This window comes from Streptomyces sp. NPDC002324 (assembly GCF_053593335.1).
The window spans coordinates 44,220-70,002 of sequence record NZ_JBSFCF010000031.1; the positions used below are offsets into that span (position 1 = coordinate 44,220).

Annotated in this window: 31 protein-coding genes; 8 read left to right on the forward strand and 23 right to left on the reverse strand. The window is 70.5% G+C overall.

Going from position 1 to position 25,783, the window contains the following annotated elements; genetic code table 11:
* Positions 1 to 4 precede the first annotated feature (4 nt).
* The 6 genes from ACWCRJ_RS31980 (at position 5) to ACWCRJ_RS32005 (ending at position 3,582) form a co-directional block, all read left to right on the forward strand.
* On the forward strand, positions 5 to 160 hold the full coding sequence (locus ACWCRJ_RS31980; protein WP_351979077.1) for a hypothetical protein: 156 nt from the start codon (positions 5 to 7) through the stop codon (positions 158 to 160).
* A 24-nt stretch (positions 161 to 184) separates the two neighbouring features.
* Positions 185 to 508, forward strand: a complete 324-nt coding sequence (locus tag ACWCRJ_RS31985) for a SpdD-like protein (protein WP_450942571.1) — start codon at positions 185 to 187, stop codon at positions 506 to 508.
* Between the two features lie 90 nt (positions 509 to 598).
* On the forward strand, positions 599 to 778 hold the full coding sequence (locus tag ACWCRJ_RS31990) for a hypothetical protein (RefSeq protein WP_450942572.1): 180 nt from the start codon (positions 599 to 601) through the stop codon (positions 776 to 778).
* A complete protein-coding gene (gene repSA / locus ACWCRJ_RS31995; RefSeq protein WP_450942573.1) occupies positions 771 to 2,147 on the forward strand; it encodes a replication initiator protein RepSA in 1,377 nt (458 codons plus the stop codon). The genes ACWCRJ_RS31990 and repSA overlap by 8 nt, the downstream gene beginning before the upstream one ends.
* Before the next feature lie 2 nt (positions 2,148 to 2,149).
* Positions 2,150 to 2,347: a helix-turn-helix transcriptional regulator gene (locus ACWCRJ_RS32000; protein WP_184899872.1), complete on the forward strand. Its 198-nt coding sequence runs from the start codon at positions 2,150 to 2,152 to the stop codon at positions 2,345 to 2,347.
* Positions 2,347 to 3,582, forward strand: coding sequence for a tyrosine-type recombinase/integrase (locus ACWCRJ_RS32005; protein ID WP_450942574.1), 1,236 nt, complete (start codon positions 2,347 to 2,349; stop codon positions 3,580 to 3,582). Before ACWCRJ_RS32000 ends, ACWCRJ_RS32005 begins: the two co-directional genes overlap by 1 nt.
* A 303-nt stretch (positions 3,583 to 3,885) precedes the next feature.
* Here the strand turns inward: ACWCRJ_RS32005 and ACWCRJ_RS32010 are convergent, their stop codons facing one another.
* The 5 genes from ACWCRJ_RS32010 to rpsB all read right to left on the reverse strand — a co-directional run bounded on the left by ACWCRJ_RS32010 (position 3,886) and on the right by rpsB (position 8,623).
* On the reverse strand, positions 3,886 to 5,013 hold the full coding sequence (locus ACWCRJ_RS32010; RefSeq protein WP_450942575.1) for a phosphatidate cytidylyltransferase: 1,128 nt from the start codon (positions 5,011 to 5,013) through the stop codon (positions 3,886 to 3,888).
* The gene (gene frr, locus ACWCRJ_RS32015; RefSeq protein ID WP_045561444.1) at positions 5,013 to 5,570 is read right to left on the reverse strand and encodes a ribosome recycling factor; all 558 of its coding nucleotides are present in this window, start codon (positions 5,568 to 5,570) and stop codon (positions 5,013 to 5,015) included. Before frr ends, ACWCRJ_RS32010 begins: the two co-directional genes overlap by 1 nt.
* 155 nt (positions 5,571 to 5,725) lie before the next feature.
* Positions 5,726 to 6,487 carry a UMP kinase gene (gene pyrH, locus ACWCRJ_RS32020; protein WP_013000392.1) on the reverse strand — a complete coding sequence of 254 codons (762 nt, stop codon included), beginning with the start codon at positions 6,485 to 6,487 and terminating at the stop codon, positions 5,726 to 5,728.
* 195 nt (positions 6,488 to 6,682) lie between these two features.
* Entirely contained in the window at positions 6,683 to 7,519 is an 837-nt protein-coding gene (tsf, locus tag ACWCRJ_RS32025; RefSeq protein ID WP_450942576.1) for a translation elongation factor Ts, read from the reverse strand.
* Between the two features lie 159 nt (positions 7,520 to 7,678).
* Complete coding sequence (gene rpsB / locus ACWCRJ_RS32030) at positions 7,679 to 8,623, reverse strand: 30S ribosomal protein S2 (protein WP_450942577.1); 945 nt, start codon at positions 8,621 to 8,623, stop codon at positions 7,679 to 7,681.
* 273 nt (positions 8,624 to 8,896) lie between these two features.
* Between rpsB and ACWCRJ_RS32035 the strand changes: the two genes are divergently transcribed.
* On the forward strand, positions 8,897 to 9,523 hold the full coding sequence (locus ACWCRJ_RS32035) for a murein hydrolase activator EnvC family protein (protein ID WP_450942578.1): 627 nt from the start codon (positions 8,897 to 8,899) through the stop codon (positions 9,521 to 9,523).
* A 145-nt stretch (positions 9,524 to 9,668) separates the two neighbouring features.
* Here ACWCRJ_RS32035 and ACWCRJ_RS32040 read toward each other — a convergent pair whose 3' ends face one another.
* The 18 genes from ACWCRJ_RS32040 to proS all read right to left on the reverse strand — a co-directional run bounded on the left by ACWCRJ_RS32040 (position 9,669) and on the right by proS (position 24,693).
* Positions 9,669 to 10,226, reverse strand: coding sequence for a TetR/AcrR family transcriptional regulator (locus ACWCRJ_RS32040; protein ID WP_450942619.1), 558 nt, complete (start codon positions 10,224 to 10,226; stop codon positions 9,669 to 9,671).
* A gap of 273 nt (positions 10,227 to 10,499) precedes the next feature.
* On the reverse strand, positions 10,500 to 11,336 hold the full coding sequence (whiG, locus tag ACWCRJ_RS32045; protein WP_450942579.1) for an RNA polymerase sigma factor WhiG: 837 nt from the start codon (positions 11,334 to 11,336) through the stop codon (positions 10,500 to 10,502).
* 272 nt (positions 11,337 to 11,608) lie between these two features.
* Positions 11,609 to 12,790, reverse strand: coding sequence for a DNA-processing protein DprA (dprA, locus tag ACWCRJ_RS32050; protein ID WP_450942580.1), 1,182 nt, complete (start codon positions 12,788 to 12,790; stop codon positions 11,609 to 11,611).
* A 34-nt stretch (positions 12,791 to 12,824) separates the two neighbouring features.
* Positions 12,825 to 14,447 (reverse strand): YifB family Mg chelatase-like AAA ATPase, encoded by a 1,623-nt coding sequence (locus ACWCRJ_RS32055; protein WP_450942581.1) that lies wholly within the window; start codon positions 14,445 to 14,447, stop codon positions 12,825 to 12,827.
* On the reverse strand, positions 14,447 to 14,812 hold the full coding sequence (locus tag ACWCRJ_RS32060) for a YraN family protein (RefSeq protein ID WP_450942582.1): 366 nt from the start codon (positions 14,810 to 14,812) through the stop codon (positions 14,447 to 14,449). Before ACWCRJ_RS32060 ends, ACWCRJ_RS32055 begins: the two co-directional genes overlap by 1 nt.
* Positions 14,813 to 14,940: 128 nt before the next feature.
* Positions 14,941 to 15,249, reverse strand: coding sequence for a DUF2469 domain-containing protein (locus ACWCRJ_RS32065; protein WP_005311352.1), 309 nt, complete (start codon positions 15,247 to 15,249; stop codon positions 14,941 to 14,943).
* Between the two features lie 56 nt (positions 15,250 to 15,305).
* The gene (locus ACWCRJ_RS32070; protein WP_005479801.1) at positions 15,306 to 15,821 is read right to left on the reverse strand and encodes an NUDIX hydrolase; all 516 of its coding nucleotides are present in this window, start codon (positions 15,819 to 15,821) and stop codon (positions 15,306 to 15,308) included.
* Positions 15,811 to 16,557, reverse strand: a complete 747-nt coding sequence (lepB, locus tag ACWCRJ_RS32075) for a signal peptidase I (RefSeq protein WP_450942583.1) — start codon at positions 16,555 to 16,557, stop codon at positions 15,811 to 15,813. Before lepB (ACWCRJ_RS32075) ends, ACWCRJ_RS32070 begins: the two co-directional genes overlap by 11 nt.
* 79 nt (positions 16,558 to 16,636) lie before the next feature.
* On the reverse strand, positions 16,637 to 17,527 hold the full coding sequence (gene lepB, locus ACWCRJ_RS32080) for a signal peptidase I (RefSeq protein ID WP_450942584.1): 891 nt from the start codon (positions 17,525 to 17,527) through the stop codon (positions 16,637 to 16,639).
* Positions 17,493 to 18,623 (reverse strand): signal peptidase I, encoded by a 1,131-nt coding sequence (gene lepB, locus ACWCRJ_RS32085; RefSeq protein ID WP_450942585.1) that lies wholly within the window; start codon positions 18,621 to 18,623, stop codon positions 17,493 to 17,495. Before lepB (ACWCRJ_RS32085) ends, lepB (ACWCRJ_RS32080) begins: the two co-directional genes overlap by 35 nt.
* Positions 18,616 to 19,344, reverse strand: coding sequence for a signal peptidase I (gene lepB, locus ACWCRJ_RS32090; protein WP_450942586.1), 729 nt, complete (start codon positions 19,342 to 19,344; stop codon positions 18,616 to 18,618). The genes lepB (ACWCRJ_RS32085) and lepB (ACWCRJ_RS32090) overlap by 8 nt, the downstream gene beginning before the upstream one ends.
* 57 nt (positions 19,345 to 19,401) lie before the next feature.
* Complete coding sequence (gene rplS, locus ACWCRJ_RS32095) at positions 19,402 to 19,752, reverse strand: 50S ribosomal protein L19 (RefSeq protein ID WP_013000407.1); 351 nt, start codon at positions 19,750 to 19,752, stop codon at positions 19,402 to 19,404.
* 133 nt (positions 19,753 to 19,885) lie between these two features.
* Positions 19,886 to 20,719 (reverse strand): tRNA (guanosine(37)-N1)-methyltransferase TrmD, encoded by an 834-nt coding sequence (trmD, locus tag ACWCRJ_RS32100; RefSeq protein ID WP_450942587.1) that lies wholly within the window; start codon positions 20,717 to 20,719, stop codon positions 19,886 to 19,888.
* Positions 20,719 to 21,306: a ribosome maturation factor RimM gene (gene rimM / locus ACWCRJ_RS32105; RefSeq protein ID WP_450942588.1), complete on the reverse strand. Its 588-nt coding sequence runs from the start codon at positions 21,304 to 21,306 to the stop codon at positions 20,719 to 20,721. Before rimM ends, trmD begins: the two co-directional genes overlap by 1 nt.
* A gap of 84 nt (positions 21,307 to 21,390) precedes the next feature.
* Positions 21,391 to 21,630, reverse strand: a complete 240-nt coding sequence (locus ACWCRJ_RS32110; protein WP_003973401.1) for an RNA-binding protein — start codon at positions 21,628 to 21,630, stop codon at positions 21,391 to 21,393.
* Positions 21,631 to 21,632: 2 nt separating this feature from the next.
* Positions 21,633 to 22,052 (reverse strand): 30S ribosomal protein S16, encoded by a 420-nt coding sequence (gene rpsP / locus ACWCRJ_RS32115; protein ID WP_450942589.1) that lies wholly within the window; start codon positions 22,050 to 22,052, stop codon positions 21,633 to 21,635.
* 368 nt (positions 22,053 to 22,420) lie between these two features.
* Positions 22,421 to 23,017, reverse strand: coding sequence for a hypothetical protein (locus ACWCRJ_RS32120; protein WP_450942590.1), 597 nt, complete (start codon positions 23,015 to 23,017; stop codon positions 22,421 to 22,423).
* Positions 23,018 to 23,277: 260 nt separating this feature from the next.
* Complete coding sequence (gene proS, locus ACWCRJ_RS32125; RefSeq protein ID WP_450942591.1) at positions 23,278 to 24,693, reverse strand: proline--tRNA ligase; 1,416 nt, start codon at positions 24,691 to 24,693, stop codon at positions 23,278 to 23,280.
* A gap of 304 nt (positions 24,694 to 24,997) precedes the next feature.
* Between proS and ACWCRJ_RS32130 the strand changes: the two genes are divergently transcribed.
* Positions 24,998 to 25,756 carry an SAM-dependent methyltransferase gene (locus ACWCRJ_RS32130; protein ID WP_450942592.1) on the forward strand — a complete coding sequence of 253 codons (759 nt, stop codon included), beginning with the start codon at positions 24,998 to 25,000 and terminating at the stop codon, positions 25,754 to 25,756.
* Positions 25,757 to 25,783: the final 27 nt, after the last annotated feature.

Here is a 25,783-nt window from a genome sequence, read left to right on the forward strand (position 1 = left end):
ACCCGTGGACGTCCCCCTCTGGTTCGCCCTCGCCGCCATCGGCTACCTCGGCATCAAGCTCATCCGCCCGCCGCTCTGGCTGGTCCTGGTCCTCCTCCTCGGCGGCTACCTCATCGCCGACAGCCTCCTCGCCCCCGTCATCGACACCGCCGTCAAGTAACCCGCCGCGAAAGGAGATCCGCTGATGTTCCGCCCGAAGATCCCGACCATGCCCCAGCCGACCGGCCTGATCACCCCGCCCGCCGCCATCGAGCCGACCGCCGTCATCCAGCACCAGCCGACCACCACCCCGGTCGCCCCGGCCCCTGCTGCGATCTCGGCCCGGCCCACGGTCCAGCTCACCCCGGGCTCCGTGCTCGCCCTGGTCGGTGGCGGCACCGCCGTAGTCCTGGTGGTCGGCGCCGTTCTGGTCTCGATGCTCCTCGCGGTCGCCATCACCGGCGCCTCGGTCGCAATCTGCGCCCTGGTCATCCGCTCGCTCATCAACACCGAAGCCAAGCGCCACTGACCAGCCCCCGGGCGGCCTCAACCGCCAAGTCTCCGCCGCCCGGGAGCCCTGCCCCTGCCGAACCCCGAAGAGCCGGAAGGAACCCCCAGCATGACGCACCCCACCACGCCCCGCATCTGCCCCAACTGCGACGGACACGCCTCCGCCGCCATCACCCTCGGCGGCCGCGACCACCACGGCCACCTGCGCACCATCACCGCGCACTGCCCGGCCTGCCACGGCACCGGCACCGCCCGCACCCGCAGCACTCGGGAGGGCGCCCGTGCCTGACCTGCTGCTCGACCCGACCACCCTCGGCGACCTGCTGAGGGTGGCTTCGGCGTCCGACTACGACCGCTGGCACGAACAGATCCGCCGCACCGGCGGCTGCGCCGACCCCATCCACCTCACCGGCTGGACGATCGCCAAAGACAAGACCACCGGCGAGACCCTGCACCACTACTCCACCGAGAACGAGCCGGGCGGACGCCTCCGCCTCGCCTGCGGAAACCGCCGCGCCTCCCGCTGCCCCTCCTGCGCCTGGACCTACGCGGGCGACACTTACCACCTCATCCGTGCGGGTCTCGCCGGAGACGACCGCCGCGACATCCCCGCCACCGTCCGCGACCACCCCCGCGTCTTCGCCACCCTCACAGCCCCCTCCTTCGGCCGCGTCCACAACCGCCCCGACCGAGGAACCTGCCGCTGCGGCACGCACCACGCCGCCGACGATCCCGCCCTCGGCACCGCCCTCGACCCGACCAGCTACGACTACGCGGGCGCCGTCCTCTTCAACAACCACGCGGGCCAGCTGTGGCAGCGCTTCACCAACCGGCTCCGCCGCGAGATCGCCGCCCGCGCGGGCCTGACACAACGAGAACTGAAAGAAGCCGCTCGCCTGTCGTACGGCAAGGTCGCCGAGTTCCAAAAACGCGGCGCCCTGCACTTCCACGCCGTGATCCGCATCGACGGACCCGACGGACCCAACACCCCACCGCCGTCCTGGGCGACAGTCGACCTCCTCACCGACGCCATCCGCGCCGCCACCGCGCACAGCTACACCTCGGTCTCGGTCCCCGCCGCCGACGACCAACCCGCCCGCACCTTCCGCTGGGGCGGACAGCTCGACGTACGCCCCGTCAAGGCCTTCGGCGACGGCTCCGACATCACCGAACAAGCCGTCGCCTCCTACGTCGCCAAGTACGCCACCAAAGCAGCCGAGAACACCGGAACCCTGGACCGCCGCATCGGCGAACTCTCCGAACTCGACCGCCACCAGGTCCCCGACCACACCCGCCGCCTCATCGAGGCGTGCAAGCGGCTCGACCCGATCTACCCCGACCGCCGACTGTGGGCCTGGGCTCACATGCTCGGCTTCCGCGGCCACTTCTCCTCCAAGTCCCGCCGCTACTCGACCACCCTCGGCGCCCTCCGCCAGACACGCGCCGACTACCGCGCCGCCCAGGAACGCCAAGCCCTCGCCCTGGACGACCGCGAGCCGGACACCGTCCTCGTCCTCACCGACTGGCAGTACGCCGGACACGGCCACACCCCCGGCGAATCCGCCCTCGCCGCCACCATCGCCCGCGACCTCCAACGCAACCGCGAAACCGCCCGCGAAGCCCTACGCGACCAGCTCGCCGACGAAAGGGAGTGCTGACCATGGCCGCAGAGCTGCCGAACCGGTTCCTGACTCCCGAGGACCTGGTCGAGATGTTCGAACTTCCCAGTGTCGAGACGGTCTACCAGTGGCGTCGCAAGCGCACCGGCCCCCGCGGCTTCCGGGTCGGCCGGCACCTTCGCTTCGACCCGAGCGACATACGGGCCTGGGTGGATTCGCAGCTTGGGGAGGCTGCCTGATGGCTGGGCACATCCAAGACCGCTGGTACAAGACGGAGCCCGGGCCGGACGGCAAGCCGGTGAAGGTCAAGACCGACCGCTACGGCAACGGGCTCCGCTACCGGGCCCGGTACGTCGGACCTGACGGCACCGAGAAGAGCAAGTCCTTCCCGGACCGGCAGAAGCGCCGTGCCGAAGAATGGTTGGCCGAGACGGCTGCCGACATGTCCCGTGGTCAGTACGTCGACCCCAAGGCTGCGCGCACGACCTTCCAGCAGTACGCGGAACGCTGGCTCGCCGGGCAGACGACCGACCTCAATACACGCATCGGAACGGAGTACCGTCTTCGGCTGCACGCCTTCCCGCGACTCGGGGCGCGTCCTCTCGGTTCCTTCCGACCGGTCCACATCCGCGAGTTCGTGCGCGACCTGGAGAACGGCTCCATCGGCGGCACCTACGCCCGCAACATCTACGCCAACGTCCGCGCGGTGCTCTCGGCCGCCGTGGATGACGGCCACCTCGCCCGGAATCCTTGCTCGGCCGCGTCAGTCCGCCCACCCGCTGTCTCCTCCGCCCGGGTCGTCCCCTGGCTCCCCTCCCAGGTGCGTGCGGTCCGCAACGCTCTGCCCGAGCGCTACCGGACCATGGTCGACGTAGGCAGCGGCTGCGGGCTCCGACAGGGCGAGATCATCGGACTGGCCGAAGACACTTCGCAGCTCGACAGCGACACCCTTCGGGTCACCACTCAGGTCAAGCTGATCCGGGGCGTCGCCGTCTTCGCCCCGCCCAAGGGCAACAAGGAAAGGGACGTACCGCTCCCCTCCTCGGTCGCCTCCGCCCTGCGGCAGCACATGAAGAGTCACCCGCCCGTGACAATCAAACTGCCGTGGATGCGACCGGACGGCCCGCTCACCGAACGGCGTCTGATCTTCACCAACACAGCCGACGGGGTCGTCTGGCGCAGCAACTTCAACGCCTACGAGTGGAAGCGCGCCCTGGCCGCCGCCGGCCTTATCTCGACCCCCGAACCCGGCCAGCGGCACGCCTCCGCCCGGCACCACGGAATGCATGCCCTGCGCCACTTCTACGCCTCGGTCCTCCTGGACGCGGGCGAGAGCATCAAGGCCGTCAGCGAATACCTCGGGCACTCCGATCCGGCGATGACGCTGCGGGTGTACGCACACCTGATGCCGAGCAGCAGTGAGCGTGCCCGCCGGGCCCTGGATGGGGTCTTCGACACGGCCCAGGAGCCCTGACGGCCCAGAGACGGCCCGGCGGACACAAGACAGCCCCCTACTGGCGACATCATCGCTGGTGGGGGGCTTCTTCGTGCCCGGCGTACATCAGTTCTCCGGGCTTCGGCATAACCCTCCCAGTGTCGCAGATCAACTGCAGTGGCCCTCCCCGGCGGTGCGGCCCGAGGATCCCGCTCGTCCGCGGCTGCCTGCGCCGCCCGCCCCGCCCGACCCGACGGCGCCCCGAGCGGCAACAGCAGTGGGCCCCCGCCCTGGCGAACCAGAACAGGGGCCCACTCGCGTCCCGTACCTACGGTCGGCCCGTCAGCCGGAGCCCACGAACAGCACCAGCAGCAGCCACACCACGGGCGCCGTCGGCAGGAGGGAGTCCAGGCGGTCCATGATGCCGCCGTGGCCCGGCAGCAGTGTGCCCATGTCCTTGATGCCGAGGTCCCGCTTGATCATGGACTCGCCGAGGTCGCCCAGCGTGGCGCTGGCCGCGACGGCGAGGCCGAGGAGCAGGCCCTGCCACCAGGCTCCGCCGTCGATGACGAACTCCATCAGCAGCGCGCCCGCCACCATGGCGAAGGCGATCGCGCCGAGCAGTCCCTCACGGGTCTTGCCGGGGCTGATGCGCGGCGCCAGCTTGTGCGAGCCGAAACGCCAGCCGACGGCGTACGCGCCCGTGTCGCTGACCACGGTCAGCGACAGGAACACCAGGACCCGCTGCGGCCCGTCGTCGGCGGTGAGCATGAGCGCGACGAACGTGGCGAGGAACGGCACGTAGAAGGCCGCGAAGACCCCCGCCGTGACGTCCTTGAGGTAGTTCTCGGGCGGCTCGGTCATGCGCCAGACGAGGACGGCGAGTGCGGTGAGGGCCATGGCCACCCACGCGCCCTCGGGCCCGCGCACGTACCCGGCGACGACCATGGCGGCCCCGCCGACCGCGAGCGGTACGAGGGGCGCCTTGATGCCCTTGCGTTCCTGCAGACGTGAGGTGAGCTCCCACAGCCCCACCACCACGGCGACCGCTATCACGCCGACGAAGGCCGCCTTGACGATGAACAGCGACGCGACGATGACCACACCGAGGCCGACGCCGACTCCTATGGCGGCGCCCAGGTCACGGCCCGCGCTCTTCTTCGGCGGGGCGGGCTGCGGGGCGTGGGGCATGGGCTCCGGCTTCTGCGGCGCCTCCCCGTAGGGGTGCGCCGACGGCGTCTCGTCACGGAACGGGGGGCCGGCCTGCCGAGCCGCCCCCCGGTCGTCGTCCTGGTTCCCGCCATGCGCGGGTACGTCGGGCACGATGGGCATGGGCTGAGTCTGCATCGGATGCAGGCTCTCAGCCGCATCGTACGGGGGACCCGCCGGGGCATGCCCCTGGACAGGTCCCCGGTCGGTCGGCGCCCAGTACCCGGCTGGTTGCGGCGCGCCCCAGGAAGAGTCGTTCATCAGACCTCGAGGAGCTCCGCTTCCTTGTGCTTGAGCAGCTCGTCCACCTGGGCGACGTACTTCGCCGTGGTGTCGTCGAGCTCCTTCTCCGCACGACGGCCCTCGTCCTCGCCGACCTCGCCGTCCTTGACGAGCTTGTCGATCGCGTCCTTGGCCTTGCGGCGGACCGAGCGGATGGACACCTTGGAGTCCTCCGCCTTGCTCTTGGCGACCTTGATGTAGTCGCGGCGGCGCTCCTCGGTCAGCTCGGGGAACACCACTCGGATGATGTTGCCGTCGTTGCTCGGGTTGACACCGAGGTCGGAGTCGCGGATCGCCTGTTCGATGTTGCGCAGGGCGGTCTTGTCGAACGGGGTCACCACGGCCATGCGCGGCTCCGGCACGGAGAACGAGGCCAGCTGGTTGATCGGCGTCAGCGCACCGTAGTAGTCGGCCACGATCTTGTTGAACATCGCCGGGTGCGCACGACCGGTGCGGATCGCGGCGAAGTCGTCCTTGGCGACGACGACGGCCTTCTCCATCTTCTCCTCGGCCTCGAGGAGGGTCTCTTCGATCACCACTTGCTCCTGCGTGTCTTGAGTAGGCCCGGCAGCCGCACTTGGTCGGGTCGGCGGCCGGCTGCGTCGCGTCTTGTTCCTGCACGGTTCCCGACCGGCAGGACATTGTCCATCCCCCGGTCAGGCTCCGTCCCCCGGGCAGGGAAAGGACCCGGTCAGGCCCGGCTTCCCTGATCACCCACGAGAGTGCCGATCTTCTCACCCTTGACGGCCCGCGCGATATTGCCCTCCTTGAGAAGCTCGAACACAAGGATCGGGAGCTTGTTGTCGCGGCAGAGCGTGATCGCGGTGGCGTCGGCGACCTTCAGTTCGCGGGTGATGACCTCGCCGTAGCCGAGGGAGTCGAACTTGACCGCGTCCGGGTTGGTCTTGGGGTCGGAGTCGTAGACCCCGTCCACGCCGTTCTTGCCCATCAGCAGCGCCTCGGCGTCGATCTCCAGGGCGCGCTGCGCGGCGGTGGTGTCGGTGGAGAAGTAGGGCATGCCCATACCGGCGCCGAAGATGACCACGCGCCCCTTCTCCAGGTGGCGCACGGCGCGCAGCGGGATGTACGGCTCGGCGACCTGGCCCATGGTGATGGCGGTCTGGACGCGGCTGTCGATGCCTTCCTTCTCCAGGAAGTCCTGGAGGGCGAGGCAGTTCATGACCGTGCCGAGCATGCCCATGTAGTCGGAGCGGGCCCGGTCCATGCCGCGCTGCTGCAGTTCGGCGCCGCGGAAGAAGTTGCCGCCGCCGATGACGACCGCGATCTCCGCGCCGTCACGGACGACGGCCGCGATCTCACGGGCGATCGCGTGCACCACGTCGGGGTCGACGCCGAGGCCACCGCCCCCGGAGAATGCCTCTCCGGACAGCTTCAGCATGAACCGTCCGCGGTCCGCTTTGCGTACGTCGCTCTTCTCGGGCTTGGTGGTCATGGAGATCTCGCCTCTTCACGTGTCGCACATACGAAGAAGGCCATTGCCGCTGGGGTGGTGTTCGCATCCCATGCTCGGCAATGGCCTCCTCGTCAGATCTGCTGTCGTCCGCATCGCGTCACGCGCGCACGGGGCGGCGTACGCGAACGACTGCACCCGACCCTATCGGGGCCGGACGCCCGTCGCGTAACGGACTCAGATGCCGACCTTGATGCGCGTGAAGCGCTTCAGGGTGACACCGGCCTCGTCCAGGACCTTCTGGACCGACTTCTTGTTGTCCAGCGCGTACGGCTGGCCGAGCAGCGTGGCGTCCTTGAAGAAGCCGTTGAGGCGACCCTCGACGATCTTCGGCAGGGCGGCCTCGGGCTTGCCCTCGGCGCGGGTGGTCTCCTCGGCGACGCGGCGCTCGGACTCGACGACCTCGGCCGGCACGTCCTCCTTGGAGAGGTACTTCGGCGCGAAGGCGGCGATGTGCTGGGCGATGCCCTTGGCCACGGCGGCGTCGGCCTTGTCCAGCTCGACCAGGACACCGATCTGCGGGGGCAGGTCGGGCATGGTGCGGTGCATGTAGGCGAAGACGAAGCCGTCGGCGTACTGCGCGAAGCGGTCGAGGACGATCTTCTCGCCGAGGTTGGCGTTGGCCTCGTCGACGTACGCCTGGACGGTCTTGCCGGCCTCGATCTCGGAGGCGAGCAGCGTCTCCAGGTCGGCCGGGGAGGTCTTGGCGACGTGCTCGGCGATCGCGGAGGCGGCGGCCTGGAACTTCTCGCCCTTGGCGACGAAGTCCGTCTCGCACTTCAGCTCGACCAGGACACCGGAGGTGTTGTCGTCGGCGATGAGGGAGACCACGGCGCCGTTCTCGGCGGAGCGGCCCTCGCGCTTGGCGACGCCCTTCTGGCCCTTGATGCGCAGGGCCTCGACGGCCTTGTCCACGCTGCCCTCGGCCTCGTCCAGGGCCTTCTTGCAGTCCATCATGCCGGCGCCGGTGAGCTCACGGAGCTTCTTGACGTCGGCGGCGGTGTAGTTCGCCATGATCTGTGAATCTCTTCTCGGAGTTCGAAGTCTCGAAGTCGGCGTCCGCCGCCGCTCGTAGGGCGGGCGCCCGCCGAAGATCTACGGGCTGAGGGTGAACGGCGGGTGGCGCGCTCGGCGCCACCCGCCGTCGTCCCGACAGCGCTACGACCGTGAAGGTCAGGCCTGCTCGGCGTCCGCGGCCGGAGCCTCGGCGGCGGCCGGGGCCTCCTCGGTGGCGGGAGCCTCGGCAGCGGGAGCCTCGGCGGCAGCCTCGGCCGGAGCCTCGGTCTCGGCGGGGGCCTCGGCGGCAGCCGGAGCCTCAGCGGCGGCGGGAGCCTCGTCGGCCTTCTTCTCGCCCTCGAGCAGGTCGCGCTCCCACGCGGCCAGCGGCTCGCCCGCGGCCTTGTCGCCCTTGCCCTCGGTGGCGACCCGGGAGCGGGAGATGAGGCCCTCGGCGACCGCGTCGGCGATCACACGGGTGAGCAGCGTGACGGAGCGGATCGCGTCGTCGTTGCCCGGGATCTTGTAGTCGACCTCGTCGGGGTCGCAGTTGGTGTCGAGGATGGCGACGACCGGGATGTTGAGCTTCCGGGCCTCGCCGACCGCGATGTGCTCCTTCTTGGTGTCCACGATCCAGACGGCGCTGGGCACCTTCTGCATCTCGCGGATACCACCGAGGGTCTTCTCCAGCTTGGCCTTCTCGCGCGAGAGCACGAGAAGCTCCTTCTTGGTCAGACCCGACGCGGCGACGTCCTCGAAGTCGATCTGCTCGAGCTCCTTGAGGCGCTGCAGACGCTTGTAGACGGTCGAGAAGTTGGTGAGCATGCCGCCCAGCCAGCGCTGGTTGACGTAGGGCATGCCGACGCGGGTCGCCTGCTCGGCGATCGCCTCCTGCGCCTGCTTCTTCGTGCCGACGAACATGACCGTGCCGCCGTGGGCGACGGTCTCCTTGACGAACTCGTAGGCGCGGTCGATGTACGACAGCGACTGGAGCAGGTCGATGATGTAGATGCCGTTGCGCTCGGTGAAGATGAAGCGCTTCATCTTCGGGTTCCAGCGACGGGTCTGGTGACCGAAGTGGACGCCGCTTTCCAGCAGCTCCCGCATCGTGACGACGGCCATGGCCGTTCTCCTTGATTTGCTCGGTTGTGCCGCGGGAACCGGACGGCTCCCGCGCCTGACGCCCGCGTTGCGCCGTTGCCACTAGGGACCGAGGGGCGCTGATACGGACCACAGACGGGCCTCGTACCGGGGCGTGCGAAGTCGACCCGGTGACCCGGATCGCCACCAGAAGTGTACGGGACCCGCGAGGCCCCGGGTGACGCCGATATCCACAACCGGCCGGTACTCCACAGATCCCGGTTGTGATCGCCCGGTGCACGGGACGCTTCCCCCATGTCCGACGAGATGACCCAAGAGCGAACGGTCCGCCGACCCGCCGGAGTGTGGACGATCCTGCTGCTGTGCCTGACGACGACCCTCCTGGCCACGGCCTGGACGGCGGCCCCGCGTGCCGCCCCGGGGCCACCCGTTTCCGGTGATCCCGTACGCGGGGAGCCCGTACCCGGGGAGCCCGTCCCCGGCGTGGGCCGCGTCTGGCCGGTGGGCCTGCGCCCCCTGGTGGTCCGCGCCTGGGAACCGCCGCCCACCCCCTACGCGCGAGGGCACCGGGGCGTCGACCTGTCCGCCCCGGCCGGCTCCCCGGTACGGGCGGTGGCGGCGGGCCGTGTCTTCTTCGCCGGCCGGGTGGCGGGCCGGGGAGTCGTCACGGTCGAACTGACCGGCACCGGCGACCCGCCTCTGCGCACGACCTACGAACCGGTCAGGACCACGGTGAGGAAGGGCGACGAGGTGACCGCGGGCACCCTCCTGGGCACCCTGGAGGGTGCCCCCTCCCACTGCCCGACGGCCTGCCTCCACTGGGGACTGCGCAGAGGCGAGACCTACCTGGACCCCTTGTCGCTGTTGCCGCCGTGGCTGCTGCGCAGGGGCCCGTCACGCCTGCTGCCGGTGCCCGAGTAGCCGCCCTGCCGACCTCACCCCCGCCGACCTCACCCCGGGCGGCACGAGTGGGCGGGCGGCACGAGTGGGCGGGCGGCACCCCACGGCGTCGACGAATGCAGACTGCCCTTCCTGGCCCCGGCAGAGGGCACCGAACCACGAGGGCTCAGCCCCGCACACCCCGCAGTGCCATCCCCACGGCCGCCTCGGTGACCACGGAGGGATCCTCGGCGGCCCCCAGTTCGATACGCCGCACAGCCGCGTCCACGACCCCCTGCAAGAGCATCGCGGCCAGCCGGGGCTCCTCCTGCCCGAGGGCCGCGAGCGCCTCCACGATCATCGCGACGAGCCCACCGTGCGCGGCCCGGATCTTCTCCCGCGCCCCGGCGTCCAACTCGCTCGCCGAGATCGCCACCACGGCCCGGTGCCGCCGGTCCCCGACCAGCTCCAACTGTTTGCGGACGTACGCCTCGACCTTGTTCTCGGGCCGCTCGACCGCGGCCATCGCCGCCTCGACCTCCGCCGCCCAGAAGGGAAAGTCGACCTCGCACAGTTCCTCGACCACGGCGGCCCGCGACCGGAAGTACTCGTACACGGAGGACCGCGCCAGACCGGTCCGCTCGGCGAGCGCCGGGAAGGTCAACGCCTCCGTCCCGCCCTCGGACAACAGGCATCGCGCCGCGTCCAGCAGGGCGGCTCGCTGCATCGACCGGTGCTCGGCCACGGAGGCCGCTCGAATCCTTGGCACGTAAACCACTCTACGGACGGACCGCCGCGCACGGGAGTGCCTTCCCCCGGCCGGCCCCCCCACGGAAGCGTCCTCGACACCCACGGTCGCCGGTCGTCGGCCGTCGGCCATCGGTTCGCCGGACGCCGATCGCCGGACCCGGTCGCCGGTCGCCGGTCGCCGGTCGCCGGTCGCCAATGGCCGGACCCGTCCGCCCGCACCGCACCGCACCACGCCGCACCGCACCGCACCGATCCGTGCCCAACCAGGTCAACGGCCGAAACTCGCCAGCTTCGCCCGCAGCTGCAACACGGACTTCGTGTGGATCTGGCTCACCCGGCTCTCGGTGACCCCCAGCACGTTCCCGATCTCCGCGAGGGTGAGCCCCTCGTAGTAGTACAGAGTGACGACGGTCTTCTCCCGCTCCGGCAGCGTGTTGATGGCACGCGCCAGAAAGCGGCGCAGCTCGCGGTCCTCGGCGACCTCGACCGGGTTGTCCGCGGCGGTGTCCTCCAGCGTGTCCATCAGGCTCAGCCGGTCACCGCCCTCGCCCCCGACGTGCAGCAGCTCCTCCAGCGCCACCACGTTGGCCAGCGACAACTGGCTGAACACCGCGTGCAGTTCGTCGACCGCGATCCCCATCTCGGCGGCGACCTCGCCCTCGCTCGGGGTGCGTCTGAGCCGTGACTCCAGGGTGGCGTAGGCCCGCTCCACGTTGCGCGCCTTCTGGCGCACCGAACGGGGAATCCAGTCCAGCGCACGCAGCTCGTCGATCATGGCGCCGCGGATCCGGGTGATCGCGTACGTCTCGAACTTGATCTCGCGGTCGATGTCGAACTTCTCGATCGCGTCGATGAGCCCGAAGACCCCGGAGGAGACGAAGTCGGCCTGCTCGACGTTGGCCGGCAGCCCGACGCTCACCCGTCCCGCGACGTACTTCACCAGCGGCGAGTAGTGCAGGATCAACTGCTCGCGCAGCCGCTCGTCGCCGCTCGTCTTGTACGTCCGCCACAGCTCGTCGAGTGTGGAGGGGGCGGGCGGGCGCACGGTGCCGCGAGCGGCGGAGGGTGCCGCCGCCCGGTCAGACCCGGAGGTGTGCTGGGGCATACGTCGCCTTGTGCCGTTCTGCCGTGAACTGGGGATGCCTGGGTGAGTCGTCGGTCTGATGTCGAGTTGCCTGTCCTGAGTCGGAATCCTCGTGAGCGTAGCGTGACTGGGGAGTCGCAGTGCGCGAAGGCCGACGGATCGCCGGTGCGCAGATACGTTCCGCTGGACGACACGCTGGGCCCGGGTGAGCGGGCTGTGTGACCGGCACGAGAGGCCAACTGCCGGAAACCGCAAGGCTGTCGGCGTTCCCCCGGACGGCCGAACACCCTCGGTCAACTTCGTGCGCGATCCGGCGAGACGGAGATCATCGCCTGGCGTGTCAACTTCCAGCCGTCGCCGTGTCGTTCGACGTATCCGAGTGCGCGGAGTTCGTACAGTCTCCCGACCGCGTCGTCGACGGTCGTCCCCGCGCCCCGGGCGACCTCGTCGGCGGCCGCGGCCCCCCGCCCCGGCAACGCGGCGAGAACCTGCCGCGCGCCGGGTTCCAGCAGGTCACGGGGGAGCACGGGCCCCCGCCGGTCGGGCGCCAGCTCTCCCATGTCGCCCACCAGCTCGACGACTTCGGCGGCATCGGACACGAGCTCGGCCTCACCCCGCAGCAGTTCGTGCACCCCCGCCGAGAGGGCCGAAGTCGCGGGACCCGGCACACCCATCGTGATGCGGCCCAGCCGCTGCGCCGCCCGTGCCGTCACCAGCGCTCCGCTGCGGTAGGCCGCCTCCACGACCACGGTCCCCCGGGTGAGCGCGGCGATGACCCGGTTGCGCAGGATGAACCGGCTCTGCGTCGGATGCTCCCCCGGCGGCAACTCCCCCACCACCAGACCCTGTTCGGCGATCCGGCTGATCAACTGCACATGCCCCCTCGGGTACGGCCGGTCCACCCCGCAGGCCAGCACGGCGATCGTCGCCCCACCGGCCCCGAGCGCCCCCCGATGCGCGGCCCCGTCCACGCCGTACGCGCCGCCGGACACGACCACCCAGCCCCGCTCGGCCAGTCCCGCCCCCAGCGTGGCCGCCATATGGGCCCCGTACTCCGTACAGGCCCGCGCCCCCACCACAGCCACCGACCGCAGCGCCCACATCCGCACATGGGCCTTCCCCCGCACCCACAGCCCCACGGGCCGCCCGTCCCCGAGGTCATCGAGCTGCCCGGGCCACTCGGCGTCCCCGGGTACGAGGAACCGGACTCCGGACTCCCGCGCGGCGGCCAGGTCCCCTTCGGGGTCGGCGCGGGCGGAGCGGGCGCACAGCCCCGCCCACCGCTTCTCCGAGGCGCCCGGCAGGGGGCGCCCGCCGTCGGAGAGCCTGCGCACCAGTTCCCTGGCGCCGAGCTCCCGTAGCCACCGCCCACCGAGTTCGTCCCCGGGTTCGAGGACCCGGGCCAGGAAGGCCCGGTCGTGCCGCTCGGCATCCGGCGCCCCCTTGCCGGTCAGGGCGCATCCGCCGCCGGTCACGGCTCACCCGCCGACGAGCCCGGGTCCGCCGTCCTCATGTCAGCGCCCCGATCGCCATCGGCACGCCGCGCGGGACACCGGTGCGCAGTTGCAGGGCCAGGTTGACGTCCGACGCGTCCGGGCGGTCGTGGCCGACGAGGTCCGCGACGGTCCAGGCGACGCGGAGCACCCGGTCCAGGCCTCGCGCGGTCAGCACTCCCCGTTCCAGGCAGCGCTCGGCCTCGTCCATCGCACCCGGGGTCGCGTGCCACCGGCTGCGCAGTTCACGCCCCGGCACCTCGCTGTTCGTCCGCCAGGGCGTCCCGAGCAGACGTCCGGCCGCCCGTTCCCTGGCCGCGCGCACCCGGTCGGCCACGGTCGCCGTGGACTCGCCCCGGGCGCCGCGCCGGGTCAGTTCGGACCGGGTGACGCGGTCGATCTCGACCCGCAGGTCGACCCGGTCGAGCAGCGGCCCGGAGAGCCGGGCCTGGTAGCGGCGGACGGACGCGGGCGGGCACTCGCACAGGTCGTCCGTCCGCGAGAAGCGGCCGCAGGGACAGGGGTTCGCTGCCAGCACCATCAGGAACTTCGCCGGGAAGCGGACCACTCCCGCACTGCGTGCGATCACGACGTGCCCCGCCTCCAGCGGCTGCCGCAGGGCGTCCAGGGCCTGACTGCCGAACTCGGGGGTCTCGTCGAGGAAGAGGACCCCCCGGTGGGCCAGGGAGACCGCGCCCGGCCGCGCGATGCCCTGGCCGCCGCCGACGAGTGCCTGCATCGTGGCCGAATGGTGCGGGGCGCAGTAGGGCGCCTCGTCCACCAGCGGTTTCCCCACCGGCAGGAGACCGGCGATCGAGTGGACCGCCGTTACCTCCAGCGACTCCTCACGGGACAGCCTCGGCAGGATGGCCGGCAGCCGCTCGGCGAGCATCGTCTTGCCCGCGCCCGGCGGGCCTTCCAGGAAGAGGTGGTGTCCGCCCGCCGCCGCCACCTCCACGGCGGTCCGTGCCGCGAGCTGACCGACGACGTCGGCGAGGTCGTGGCCCAGGTCCTGCTGCGCGGCTCCCGCGGTGTGCATGCCGGTGGCCGCCCCCGTGCCGGGCAGCCGAAGGCCCGCCAGGAGGGGGCCCGGGCGGCCCTCGTCGGGTTCCTCGTCCGGCACCGGTTCGTCCGCCAGCACGGCGATCAGCTGCCGAAGGGTGCGCACGCCCAGTACCGAGACGCCGGGCACCAGCGAGGCCTCGGCTGCGGCGCACTCGGGCACCACCACCTGCTCGTATCCCGCTTCGGCGGCGGCCAGCACGGCGGGCAGGATCCCCCGTACCGGCCTGATGCGGCCGTCGAGTCCCAGCTCTCCGATCATCACGATGTCGGAGAGCACCCGCGGGTCGATCCGCTCGGAGGCGCCGAGGACCGCGCTTGCGACCGCCAGGTCGAACCCGCTGCCGGCCTTCGGGACCGAGGCGGGACTGAGCCCCACCGTCAGCTTCTTCTGCGGCCACTCGGCGCCCGAGTTGACCACCGCCGCCCTGACCCGGTCCCTGCTCTCCGTCAGGCTCTTGTCCGGCAGCCCCACCAGCGTGAAGGCCGCCACCCCCGGTTCCAGGTCGGCCTGGACCTCGACGACGACGCCCTCGACACCCACGAGGGCCACGGAGCACGTGCGGGCGAATCCCATCACGCCACCCCCCGTACGTGTTCCACGACGGGGGCGCCGCGGTCGGGGAGGAGGACGCCGACGACGTCGATGCGGACGCCGCCCGGCGGACTCCCTCCGTGTTCCTGGAGCCAGCGTTCGGCGAGGCCGCGCAGCCGTTGTGCCTTGGTGGTCGTGACGGCCGCCATCGGGTGTTCGAAGGAGCCGGCCCTGCGGGTCTTCACCTCACAGACGACCAGCGCGTCCCCGTCGCGGGCCACGATGTCGATCTCGCCGGTCCTGCCACCGCGCCAGTTGCGCTCCAGAACCGTCATCCCGGCCTGGACCAGCCGCCGCGCGGCCAGCTCCTCGCCGTATTTGCCGAGTGCACCTCGTGCCTTGCTCATGTCGGCACCACCTCCGGCGCCAACAGTGAGGGCAGCTCGATCCGCCGGGGGATCTTGGTGGACAACCAACCGATTGTGGACAACTTCGTCACCCACACGGATGGTGGCCCACCGCCCCCGAGGACCCGTCAGCTGCCCGGCAACTCCAGATCGCTCTTGTTCAGCTCCTCGATGTTCACGTCCTTGAACGTGAGCACCCGCACCTGCTTCACGAACCGAGCCGGCCGGTACATGTCCCACACCCAGGCATCCGCCATCGACACCTCGAAGAACACTTCACCCTGGACCGAGTGCACCTGCATCTCGTAGTCGTTGGTCAGGTAGAAACGCCGCTCGGTCTCGATCACGTATTTGAACAGACCGACGACATCGCGGTACTCCCGGTAGAGCTTCAGCTCCATCTCGGTCTCGTACTTCTCGAGGTCCTCGGCGCTCATGGCATGTTCCCCTTCAGCCGTGCGATCCCACCATTGTGCGCCAGTCCCGCGAGCCCCTAGACGATTTCGGTGTCGAGGACCACGGGTCTGGCCGGGGGACCCTCGTCGAGCAGTGTGCGAAGCAGTTCGGCGAGTCTGGTCGGGTACACCGTCTCATGCGCCCGGGCCAGTTCCCCGCACGTCCACCAGCGTGCTCCGGCGACACTGCGTCGCTCCAGCTCCGTGAGGCTCCCGTCGAGGGGCTCGACCTGGCGCGTATCGGTGGTCCGCGCCAGGTAGTACCACTCGTCCTGGTCCCAGCGCCGCCCGGCGAAGGGGAAGGAGCACCGCCGGCGCCAGAGCACGGGCCCCAGCTCCACGTCCGTGATCCCGGTCTCCTCCACGAGTTCCCGCAGCGCGGCCTCCTCACGGGTCTCCGTGCCCTCCACGCCGCCGCCGGGCGTGAACCACCAGTCGTCGGCCGGATCGTCCGGCTCGTGCCCGTGCAGCAGCAGGATGCGCTCCCGGGGGTCCAGCAGGATCACCCGGGCCACCCGGCGCAGCCCGCCCTCGTAGGTGTCCTCAGCCGACAACGGCCGGCTCCGAACGCGTCCGGCGGCCACGGCCGCCGAGCCGCTTGGCGACGGGTCCGTAGGCTCCGCCGCCCAGGACCAGCGCCATACCCACGACCAGCGCGGCGGTGATCAGCCGCAGCGGGCCGGGAGAGGAGAGCGCGCCGAGCTTCTCGAAGCCCGTCGGGCGGGCCAGCATGCCCTCCATGGGCCAGACGACGGCGTCCACGCGCGCGTCCACGTGGGCACGCGGCACCGTGCCGTTGCCGGCCTCCGTGAGGTGGGCGGTGGAGTCCAGCGAACCGCTGCGCTCGTCGCCGAGGAGGAACAGCCGGCCCTCGGGGACGGTGATCTCGGGGATGCCGGTCAGCTCGGCGTCCTCGCCCGGGGGCAGATAGCCCTCGTCGATCTTCTTGCCGTTGACGGTCAGCTTGCCGTCGGTGCAGCAGGCGACCGTGTCCCCGCCGACCGCGACGACCCGCTTGACCATGGGGGTGTTGCCCCAGGTCTCCTGCCGGAAGACGACCACGTCACCGCGCTTGACCTCGGCGCCGTCGACCCGCTCGGCGAGGATGCGGTCCCCGGAGGTGATGGTCGGGGACATGGAGTCGGTGGGCACGGTGTACGGGGCGTAGAGGATCGCACCCCAGACGAAGCCGCCCATGAAAAGCACACAGCCGAGGGCCACGGCCAGTCCCGACAGCTTGCTGCCGAGCCGTCCGTGGCCCTCGTCCGTACGATGTGCCGTCCCGCTCATCCCAGTGCTCCCCAGGTCGGAGAATCGACCGTCCCGGCCTCTCGCGGGCCGTGGAAGATCGGCGATCTGGGACCGCACCCTACCCGGCGGTACGCGTGCCAGTAACCCTCGGGCTTTCGGCGGCCAGAAGGCGGCGCCGGCGCCACAGCACCAGCGGCACCGCGCCCGCGAGGCCGAGCGCGCCGGGTGCGGCGGCGCTCAGGTTCTGGTCGAAGGTGTCGGGGATCGGCAGCGTGGACCAGCGGGTGGGCGGCCAGGCGACCACGATGGCGCGGCCCACGACCTGGCTCACGGGGACCATGCCCTTGTTGCTGTCGTTCTGGTGGTAGCGGGAGTCCAGCGAGTTCTGCCGGTGGTCGCCCATGACCCAGATTTTGCCCTCGGGTACCTTCACCTTGAACTGGCCGCCGGTGTCGTCGACGGTGCAGGGGGTGTTGCCCGGGTACACGTACGGCTCGTTCAGCGCCTTGCCGTTGACCTTGAGCGGGCCCGTGCCGTTGCACTCCACCGTGTCGCCGGCGACGCCGATGACCCGCTTGATGAGGTCCTTCTCCTCGGCGGACGGCATCAGGCCGATCCAGCCGAGGACGCGCTGCGCGGCGTTGGGCTCCAGGGTCGGCTCGCCGTTCAGCCAGCCGTCCGGGTCGTGGAAGACGACGACCTCGCCGCGCTCGGGCTCGGAGCCGAACCACGGGGTGAGCTTGTCGACCAGGACCCGGTCGCCCTCCTGCAGCGTGTTCTGCATCGAGTCGGACGGGATGGAGAACGCCTGCACCAGGAAGGTCTTGATCAGCAGGGCGAGCACCAACGCGATACCGACCAGGATCGGCAGTTCCTTCCAGAAGGAACGCTGCTTCTTCTTGGGCCTCGCCTGCTGGTCTCCGTCGTCGGCCGAGGTCCGGGCGTCCTCGCCACCGTCCGCAGCGCCCGGGGAGTCATTCCCGGAGTCGGCGGAACCCTCGGAACTCACGGCGTCCTCCACGTTCTCCGCGGCCGGGGAAGCCGCCTCGTCGGATCGCTCCGGCCGATCTTCGGAACCACCGTGTCCGGACCGTGCGCCGACCGCCAAATCCCCCACATCCACTCCTCACTCCGTACCGCCGCCCGCGCCACAGCCGGTGCAGGCCCACCACTCCCATAACGAGCGGGAGTTCCGCAGGGGTCGGGAGAGGGATCAATCCGTTTCGATCCGCGGACGCCACCCTATGCGAAGCGCCGAGGGCGGTGGTCGACCCGCTCGGCACGGCCGAGAACGTGTCCGGCTCCTCCAACTGCCCCCAGTGGCCGACCGGCCAGGCGATGACCACGGCACGGCCCACGACGGCGTCCTGGGGGACGGTACCGCCGAACTGCGCCGTTTTCGAATCGTCGTTCTGGTGGGCGCGCGAGTCCGCGGAGTTCTCCCGGTGGTCGCCCATCACCCACAACCGGCCCTGGGGCACGGTCACCTGGAACTGCTGTGTCGAGGGCTGGTTGCCGGGGTGGATGTACGCCGTCTCGTCCAGCGGCATGCCGTTGACGGTGACGCGTCCCTGGGTGTCGCAGCACTTGACGGTGTCGCCGCCGACCGCGACGACCCGCTTGATCAGGTCCTGCTCGTCGTCGGACGGAAGCAGTCCGATGAACTGCAGGCCTTCCTTGATCTGCTTGATGACGACGGGGTCCTCGCCGGACGCGGTGGTCTGCTCGTCCTCCAGCCAGCCGCCCGGGTCCTTGAAGACGACGACGTCACCGCGGGTGGGCTCGGAGCCGAACCAGGGCGTGAGCTTGTCGACCAGGACGCGGTCGCCGATCTGGATCGTCTGCTCCATGGATCCCGACGGGATCACGAAGGCCTGGACGAGGAAGGTCTTCAGGACCAGGGCTATGAGGACGGCGACGCCGACGAGGAGCGGGATCTCCTTGACCGCCGAACGACGCCTGCGCCGCTTGATCTTGCGGGCGAGCCTGCGCCGCTCCACCCGGCTCGGCCGGGCGGCCCCGCCGGACCGGCGCAGGCCCGTGGGCAGCAGGTTCTCGGCGGCGGTGGTCGGAGCGGCACCGCGGGGCCTGCCCCGGTTACCCATGCGCACCACCGGCGGCGGGCACCCGCGCGTAGGCGTCCGGACGGTCCAGACGCGTCCAGTGGCCGGCGGGCCAGGCGATCCAGTCGGCCCTGCCGATCACGGAGTCGAGGGGGACCATGCCGCCGCCGGGCGAACCCAGATGGTCGCGGGAATCGCTGGAGTCACTGCGGTGGTCGCCGAGGAGGAACAGTCTGCCCTCGGGGACGACCACGTCGAAGGGTACGTCCGACGGGCTGTCGCCCGGGTACAGAAACGACGACTCGTCGACCCACCGGCCGTTCACCTCAAGCCTCCCCTCCTGGTCGCAGCAGACCACCCGGTCTCCCCCCACGCCGACAACGCGCTTGACGTAGTCGGCGTTCCCGAAGTAGCCGGTGCCGTCGAACACGACGACGTCACCGCGCTGCGGATCAGATCCGAAACGGTACGCCAACTTATTTACGAGAACGCGGTCCCCGATCCTCAATGAGTCGGCCATGGAGCTGCTGGGAATCTGGAAGGGCTGCATCACGAAGTTGCTGAACAGCGCCAGAAAAAGCAGGCAGATCAGCACGGTCAGGGTGTATCTCCCGCCCGGCACCAGGGCCGTGGTCCGGTCCACCCATGCGAAACGCGACCGCTCCTCAAGCCCTCCTGTGTCGGAGATCTCCTCGGAGACCTCGTCGCGGGAAGGGCGAGGGGAACGGTCGCGCTCCATGTGCTGCTGTGCGTCGGTGTCCATCGGGGCCAGATCGTATCCGGCCCCGCTGTGACGACCTCCGGTGACGCGTGCGCGCGATCAGTTGTCGCGCTTCTCCTTGATCTTCGCGGCCTTGCCGCGCAGCTCGCGCAGGTAGTACAGCTTCGCGCGACGGACGTCACCGCGGGTGACGAGCTCGATCTTCTCGACGATCGGGGTGTGCACCGGGAAGGTGCGCTCGACGCCGACGGAGAACGAGACCTTGCGGACCGTGAAGGTCTCGCGGACACCGGCGCCCTGGCGACGGATCACCACGCCCTTGAACTGCTGCACACGGGAGCGGTTGCCCTCGATGACGCGCACGTGGACGTTGACGGTGTCACCCGGGCGGAAGGCCGGGATGTCGCTGCGCAGCGACGCGGAGTCGACGGAGTCGAGCAGGTGAGACATTTCGTCTGCTTTCTTCGCCCATGCCACAGGTCATAGGCGGGAGCTAGGTGTTCGAGAGGATGCTGTCCGTGTCGGGGCGGGCGTCGTGTCCCCCTGCGGCAGGGGCGCGCGCCGGACGACGCACAACAGCGGCCTATTCTTCCACGCCCTCGGGCCGCCGCCAAAATCGGCCGTGCGACTCCCCTGCCGGATCCGGGGCCCAGCCCAGGATGGAGAGCATCTCGCGGTCCTTCTTGTCGAAGGCCTTGGGGTCGCAACGCTCGATGAGGTCGGGCCTGTTGGCCGCGGTTCGCCTCAGCGCCTCGTCGCGCCGCCAGCGCGCGATCCTGCCGTGGTGGCCGCTGAGCAGCACGTCGGGGATGTCACGGCCGCGCCACTCGGGGGGCTTGGTGTAGACCGGCCCCTCCAGGAGGTTGGCCATGGGGCCGGGCGCGAAGGAGTCGTCCCGGTGGGACTCGGCGTTGCCGAGGACGCCGGGCAGCAGCCGCGCCACCGCCTCGGTGACGACGAGCACGGCCGCTTCGCCGCCGGCCAGCACGTAGTCGCCGATGGACACCTCGTACACGGGCATCCGGGTCGCGTACTCGTCGATCACACGCCGGTCGATTCCCTCGTAGCGCGCCGGCGTGAAGACCAGCCAGGGGCGCTCGGAGAGTTCGACGGCGAGTGCCTGGGTGAAGGGGCGGCCGCTGGGAGTGGGGACGATGAGCGCGGGCTCACCATCCCCGGCCTCGTAGCCGTCAGCGAGGACGGAGTCCAGGGCATCGCCCCAGGGGTCGGTCTTCATGACCATGCCGGGACCGCCGCCGTAGGGGGTGTCGTCGACCGTGTTGTGCCGGTCGTACGTCCATTCCCGCAGGTCGTGGACGTGCACGTTCAGCTGTCCACGCGCGCGCGCCTTGCCGACGAGGGAGACGTTCAGGGGTTCGAGGTAGTCGGGGAAGATCGTGACGACGTCGAGCCGCATCAGGCCTCGTCCCCGGCCGGTCCGGCGGAGCCGGTGGCGGACTCCTCGGCGGCGTCCCGGGCGGACGCGATCTCCGCCCGGTCGTCGATCAGTCCCGGCGGCGGGTCGATGACCGCCCGCTGTTCGGTCAGGTCGATCTCGGTGACGATGGTCTCCACGAACGGGATCATCACCTCGCTGCCGTCCGGCCGCTCGACGATGAAGAGGTCCTGGGAGGGAAGGTGCGAGATCTCCGTGATCCGGCCGACCGCGACCCCGTCCTTGGTGACCACGTCCAGGTCCATCAGCTGGTGGTCGTAGTACTCGTCCTCTTCCTCCGGCAGCTCCTCCGGGTCCACCTCCGCGATCAGCAGGGTGTTGCGGAGGGCCTCGGCGGCGTTGCGGTCGCGGACGCCCTCGAAGCGCAGGAGCAGCCGGCCGCTGTGGACCCGGCCGGTCTCGATGGTGAGCGGGCCCGTCGAGGCGGGGTCCGTGAGCAGGACGGCGCCGGGGCCGAGCCGGAGTTCCGGCTCGTCGGTGCGGACCTCGACGGTGACCTCGCCCTTGATGCCGTGGGCGCGGCCGATCCGTGCGACTACGAGCTGCACTGTGCTTGATCTCCTGTCATACGACTACGGGCCGGGGACGGCCCAGTGGCCTTCCCCGGCCCGAGCCGGTGCTGCGCATGTTCGTCAGCGGACGTGATCCACGTCGACCAGGTCGACACGGACACCGCGGCCGCCGATGGCACCCACGACGGTACGCAGGGCGCGGGCGGTACGGCCGTTGCGGCCGATCACCTTGCCGAGGTCGTCGGGGTGGACCCGGACCTCGAGCACACGCCCGCGGCGCAGGTTGCGGGAAGCGACCTGCACGTCGTCGGGGTTGTCGACGATGCCCTTGACGAGGTGCTCGAGAGCCTCCTCGAGCATGCTCAGGCCTCGGTCGACTCGGACTCGGCGGCAGCCTCGTCCTTCTTCTCGGCCTTCTTCTTCTGGGTGATCGCCTCACCCTTGCCCTCGTCGTCGCCGCCCAGGGCCTCGAACGACGGGCGCGCGGACTTCGGCTGAGCCACGAGGAGCGGCGCCGGAGCGGGCTCACCCTTGAACTTCTGCCAGTCGCCGGTCTTCTTCAGGATGGCGAGAACGGGCTCGGTCGGCTGCGCGCCGACACCCAGCCAGTACGCGACGCGGTCCTCGTCGACCTCGATGACCGACGGGTTGTACGTCGGGTGGTACTTGCCGATCTCCTCGATCGCACGGCCGTCACGGCGGGTGCGGGAGTCGGCGACGACGATGCGGTAGTGAGGCGAACGGATCTTGCCCAGACGCTTCAGCTTGATCTTGACTGCCACGGGAGTGGGTTCTCCTGGTTTTGACGTGATTGGGCACGGCGAGAAAGGCCGCGTGGGGTTGCGGTACCCGAGTGCCCGATGGACGCGTCAGCCGGAGGAGAGAGGGGTCCTGTGCGACTGTCGAGTACAGCTAGCCATTGTGCCACACGCTGGGGATCGTCTCTCACCGGGGCTGTGCGAACCCATGCCGAAGCGGCACCCGGCGCCGGGTGGCTTTCGCCCCGGTCACCGGGTGCCGCCTGCGCCCCGCGCCGCCCCAGCGGCACGACTGCCCGCAGCGAGGGCGGCCCCGTCGACCACGAACCGGATACGGCTGCCACGAGCAGCCGTCGCCAGTCGGTTCGCCGTCTTCTCGGCTCACCCTCGTCTCACGCCGCGCCCATGACCTCCGGGATCCGGAAGGGCTTGCCGCAGCCGCCGCAGACGATGGGCGCCTGGGCGAGGACGGAGGGGACGACGCGGACGTTGCGACCGCAGTCGCAGACGGCCTTGACGCGGACACCGCCGCCCGAGGAACCGTGGCGGGCGGCCGGGCCCCGGAAGCTGCGGGCCGTGTCCGCGGAGGTCGCCGCGGTGTGTGCCTTGAGAGCGCGCTGCAGTCTCTCGATGGTCGGGCGGTAGCGACGCTTGGCCTCGGGATCGAGCGTGACCAGCGAGAAACCGCTGCTGGGGTGCGGTTCCTCGGGGTGGTCGAGGCCGAGCTCCTCGGCGATCGCGAGGAATCTGCGGTTGTGGTACCGGCCGGCCCGGGAGGTGTCGCGGACTCCACGCGCGGCGGCGATGCCATGGACTGCCTCATGCAGCAGTCGCTCGAAGGAGAGTGCGTGCCCGCATGCGGACGACGACTCCCCGATCAGGGACTCGGGAGCGGCAAGATCCGGCAGCTCGGGGTGGTGCCGTTGAATGTCGGCCCACGCCTGTGCCAGTTCTGCGGCGAGAACGGGTGGTGTCTGTGTCGTGCTCACGTAATGACAACGAGCCGGAGTGCCCGTGTGTTCCGATTCCGGGCCATCCCAAATAATTTGCACGTACCCGTCAGTTGCCACTAGTGCGTCCTGACGAGGGCGGGTGCGCTGATCTGCGGAGAAGCCTCACAGCTCACCACAAGGCGGTACGTAGCAACACGTACGCCCCGGCGCGTAGACAAGGTCCGCGCGCCGGGACATCTGTGATCCGCGGATGCGCAAGGGACCTTTCGGTCGCGCTCCCGGCGGAACGGGGTGCTCTAGTAAGCGCGCGCCACGACGGCGACGTTACCGGGTGCGTCGTAGGAGTCGGGCACCGACCCGTCCTCGGCTACCAGACACCGTACGGTCACGGCATGCTCGCCGAGCCTGGCCTCGCCCTCCTCCCCCAGCGTCGACCAGGGGATACGCGCCCAGCCGCCGGACACGGCGGCCTCGATGGCCTCGTCGGGCGTCGCCACCTCGGTCGTACGGGACCGGCGGCGCTCGCGGGACTGCGTCAGCAGGAGTGCCTGGTCCTCTTCGAGCATCGCGGGAAGCAGGGGTACCAGCGAGTCGATCGCGACGGGTGCCTTGCCGCCGGGGATGCGGCGGACGAGCATCGCGGTGCCGTTCTCCAGGTCACGGGGGCCGACCTCGACGCGTACGGGGACGCCCTTGAGTTCCCAGTCGACGGCGCGGCGGCCGAACGGGATGTCCGTACGGTCGTCCACCCGGACCCGCACGCCCGCGGCCTTCAGCCGGTCGCCCAGCTCGCGGACCTTGGCCAGAACGGCCTCGTCGCCCTTGATCGCGAGGACGACCACCTGGGTCTGCGCCAGCCGGGGCGGGACCCTCAGTCCGTGGTCGTCGCCGTGCATCATCACCAGGGCGCCGATCATGCGGGTGGTGGAGCCCCAGGAGGTCTGCCAGACGAGTTCCTGGCTGCCGTCCTTCGACAGGTACCGGGTGTTGAAGGCCTTGGCGAAGTTCTGGCCCAGTTCGTGACTGGTGGCCATCTGGAGGGCCTTGCCGTCGCCCATCATGCCTTCGAGGGTGAGGGTGTTGACGGCGCCCGCGAAGCGCTCCTTCACGGTCTTGCGGCCGGGGACCACGTCCATCGCGAGCACGTTCACCATGAAGTCCTCGTAGACCTCCCGATGGATGCGCGCGGCGAAGTCGCGCGCCTCCTCGTAGGTCGCGTGCGCCGTGTGGCCCTCCTGCCAGAGGAATTCGGAGGTGCGCAGGAACAGTCGGGGGCGCAGCTCCCAACGGACGACGTTCGCCCACTGGTTGATCAGCAGCGGCAGGTCGCGGTAGCTCTGCACCCACTTCGAGAAGGAGGCGTTGATGATCATCTCGGAGGTGGGACGGACGACGGCGGGCTCTTCGAGCTCCTTGCCTCCGCCGTGGGTCACCACGGCCAGCTCGGGCGCGAAGCCCTCGACGTGCTCGGCCTCGCGCGTGAGGTAGGACTGCGGGATCAGGAGCGGGAAATACGCGTTCTGCGTGCCCGTCTCCTTGATCCGGGCATCCATCTCCTGCTGCATCCGCTCCCACAGCCCGTACCCGTACGGTCGGATCACCATGGTGCCGCGCACCGGGCCGTTGTCGGCCAGCTCGGCCTTGGTGATCAGATCCTGGTACCAGCGCGGGAAATCGTCCGCCCGGGGTGTGAGTACGGGTGCCTTTGCCATGGCGCGATAGTACGGGGGCATATTGCGGTGATGTGAATTCTTTTCGCCGGGCCCCACACTCCGCAAAACCGATGTCCGAGACCCCTGGACGGCGCGCCGGGTGCGGAGTTACCTGGCATACGGGGGGTGTGCGAACGCGCACTGCCACGGGGGCCAGGAAATCCGGCAACGGCAACTCACGGCGGATTGGGGCGCTTTCGATATGACACCTACGCTCGTGCGGCAGCAACTGCCTCGCGCGGGGGCCTTACCTCGCGTGGACCGGTGTGCACGCGCGCGTGACTGGGCCGAGATCCAGGAACGGATGCTGGTACCGCTGTACGAGGCCGTCCACCGGCGGCTCGACGTCGGCTCCGGCACCCGACTGCTCGGGCTCGGCTGCGGCTCGGGGCTCGCGCTGCTGATGGCGGCGTCCCGGGGCGCCGCGGTCACCGGCGTGGACGCGGGGGCGCCCGAGAGAGTGGCACTCGCGCGGGAGCGGCTGCGGCCGGAGCCATGGGGCACACGCGCGCGTACCGGCGCCCGTGTCGTCGAGGGCGACCCCGAGGGCGCGGCCCGCGCTCCCGGTGACCCGCTGTACAACCTGGTGACCGCCTTCGAGCCGATCGGCTGTCTGGACGGGGACTCCGAGGGACTCGGTGAGCTGCTCGCCTCGGCGACCCCGCTCGCGGAACGCGGCACCCCCGTGGTCCTCGCCGGCTGGGGCCCGCCGGAGCGCTGCGCCACGTCGGCGGTACTGCGGGTGGCCGCGAAGCTCGCCGACCCCCTGCGCGGCGGGGGCAGTTGGCGCCCTGCGCTCAGGGACGACCTGGAGGAGGTGGCCCAGCGGGCCGGCCTCCGGCCGGACGGCTCCGGACGCGTGGCCTGTCCCTTCGGCTACGCCAACGTGGACAACGCGGTTCGGGGACTGCTGTCGACCGGCCTGTTCGACGCGGCGATCGCGGCCACCGACCAGGTGCAGGTGGACAAGGAACTCACCGAGGCCCTGCACCCGCACCGCCGCCGGGACGGCACGGTGTGGATGCCGAACGTGTTCCGCTATCTGATCGCGCGGACGCCCTAGCCCGCCGGGGAGCGTTCGCGTGGTCAG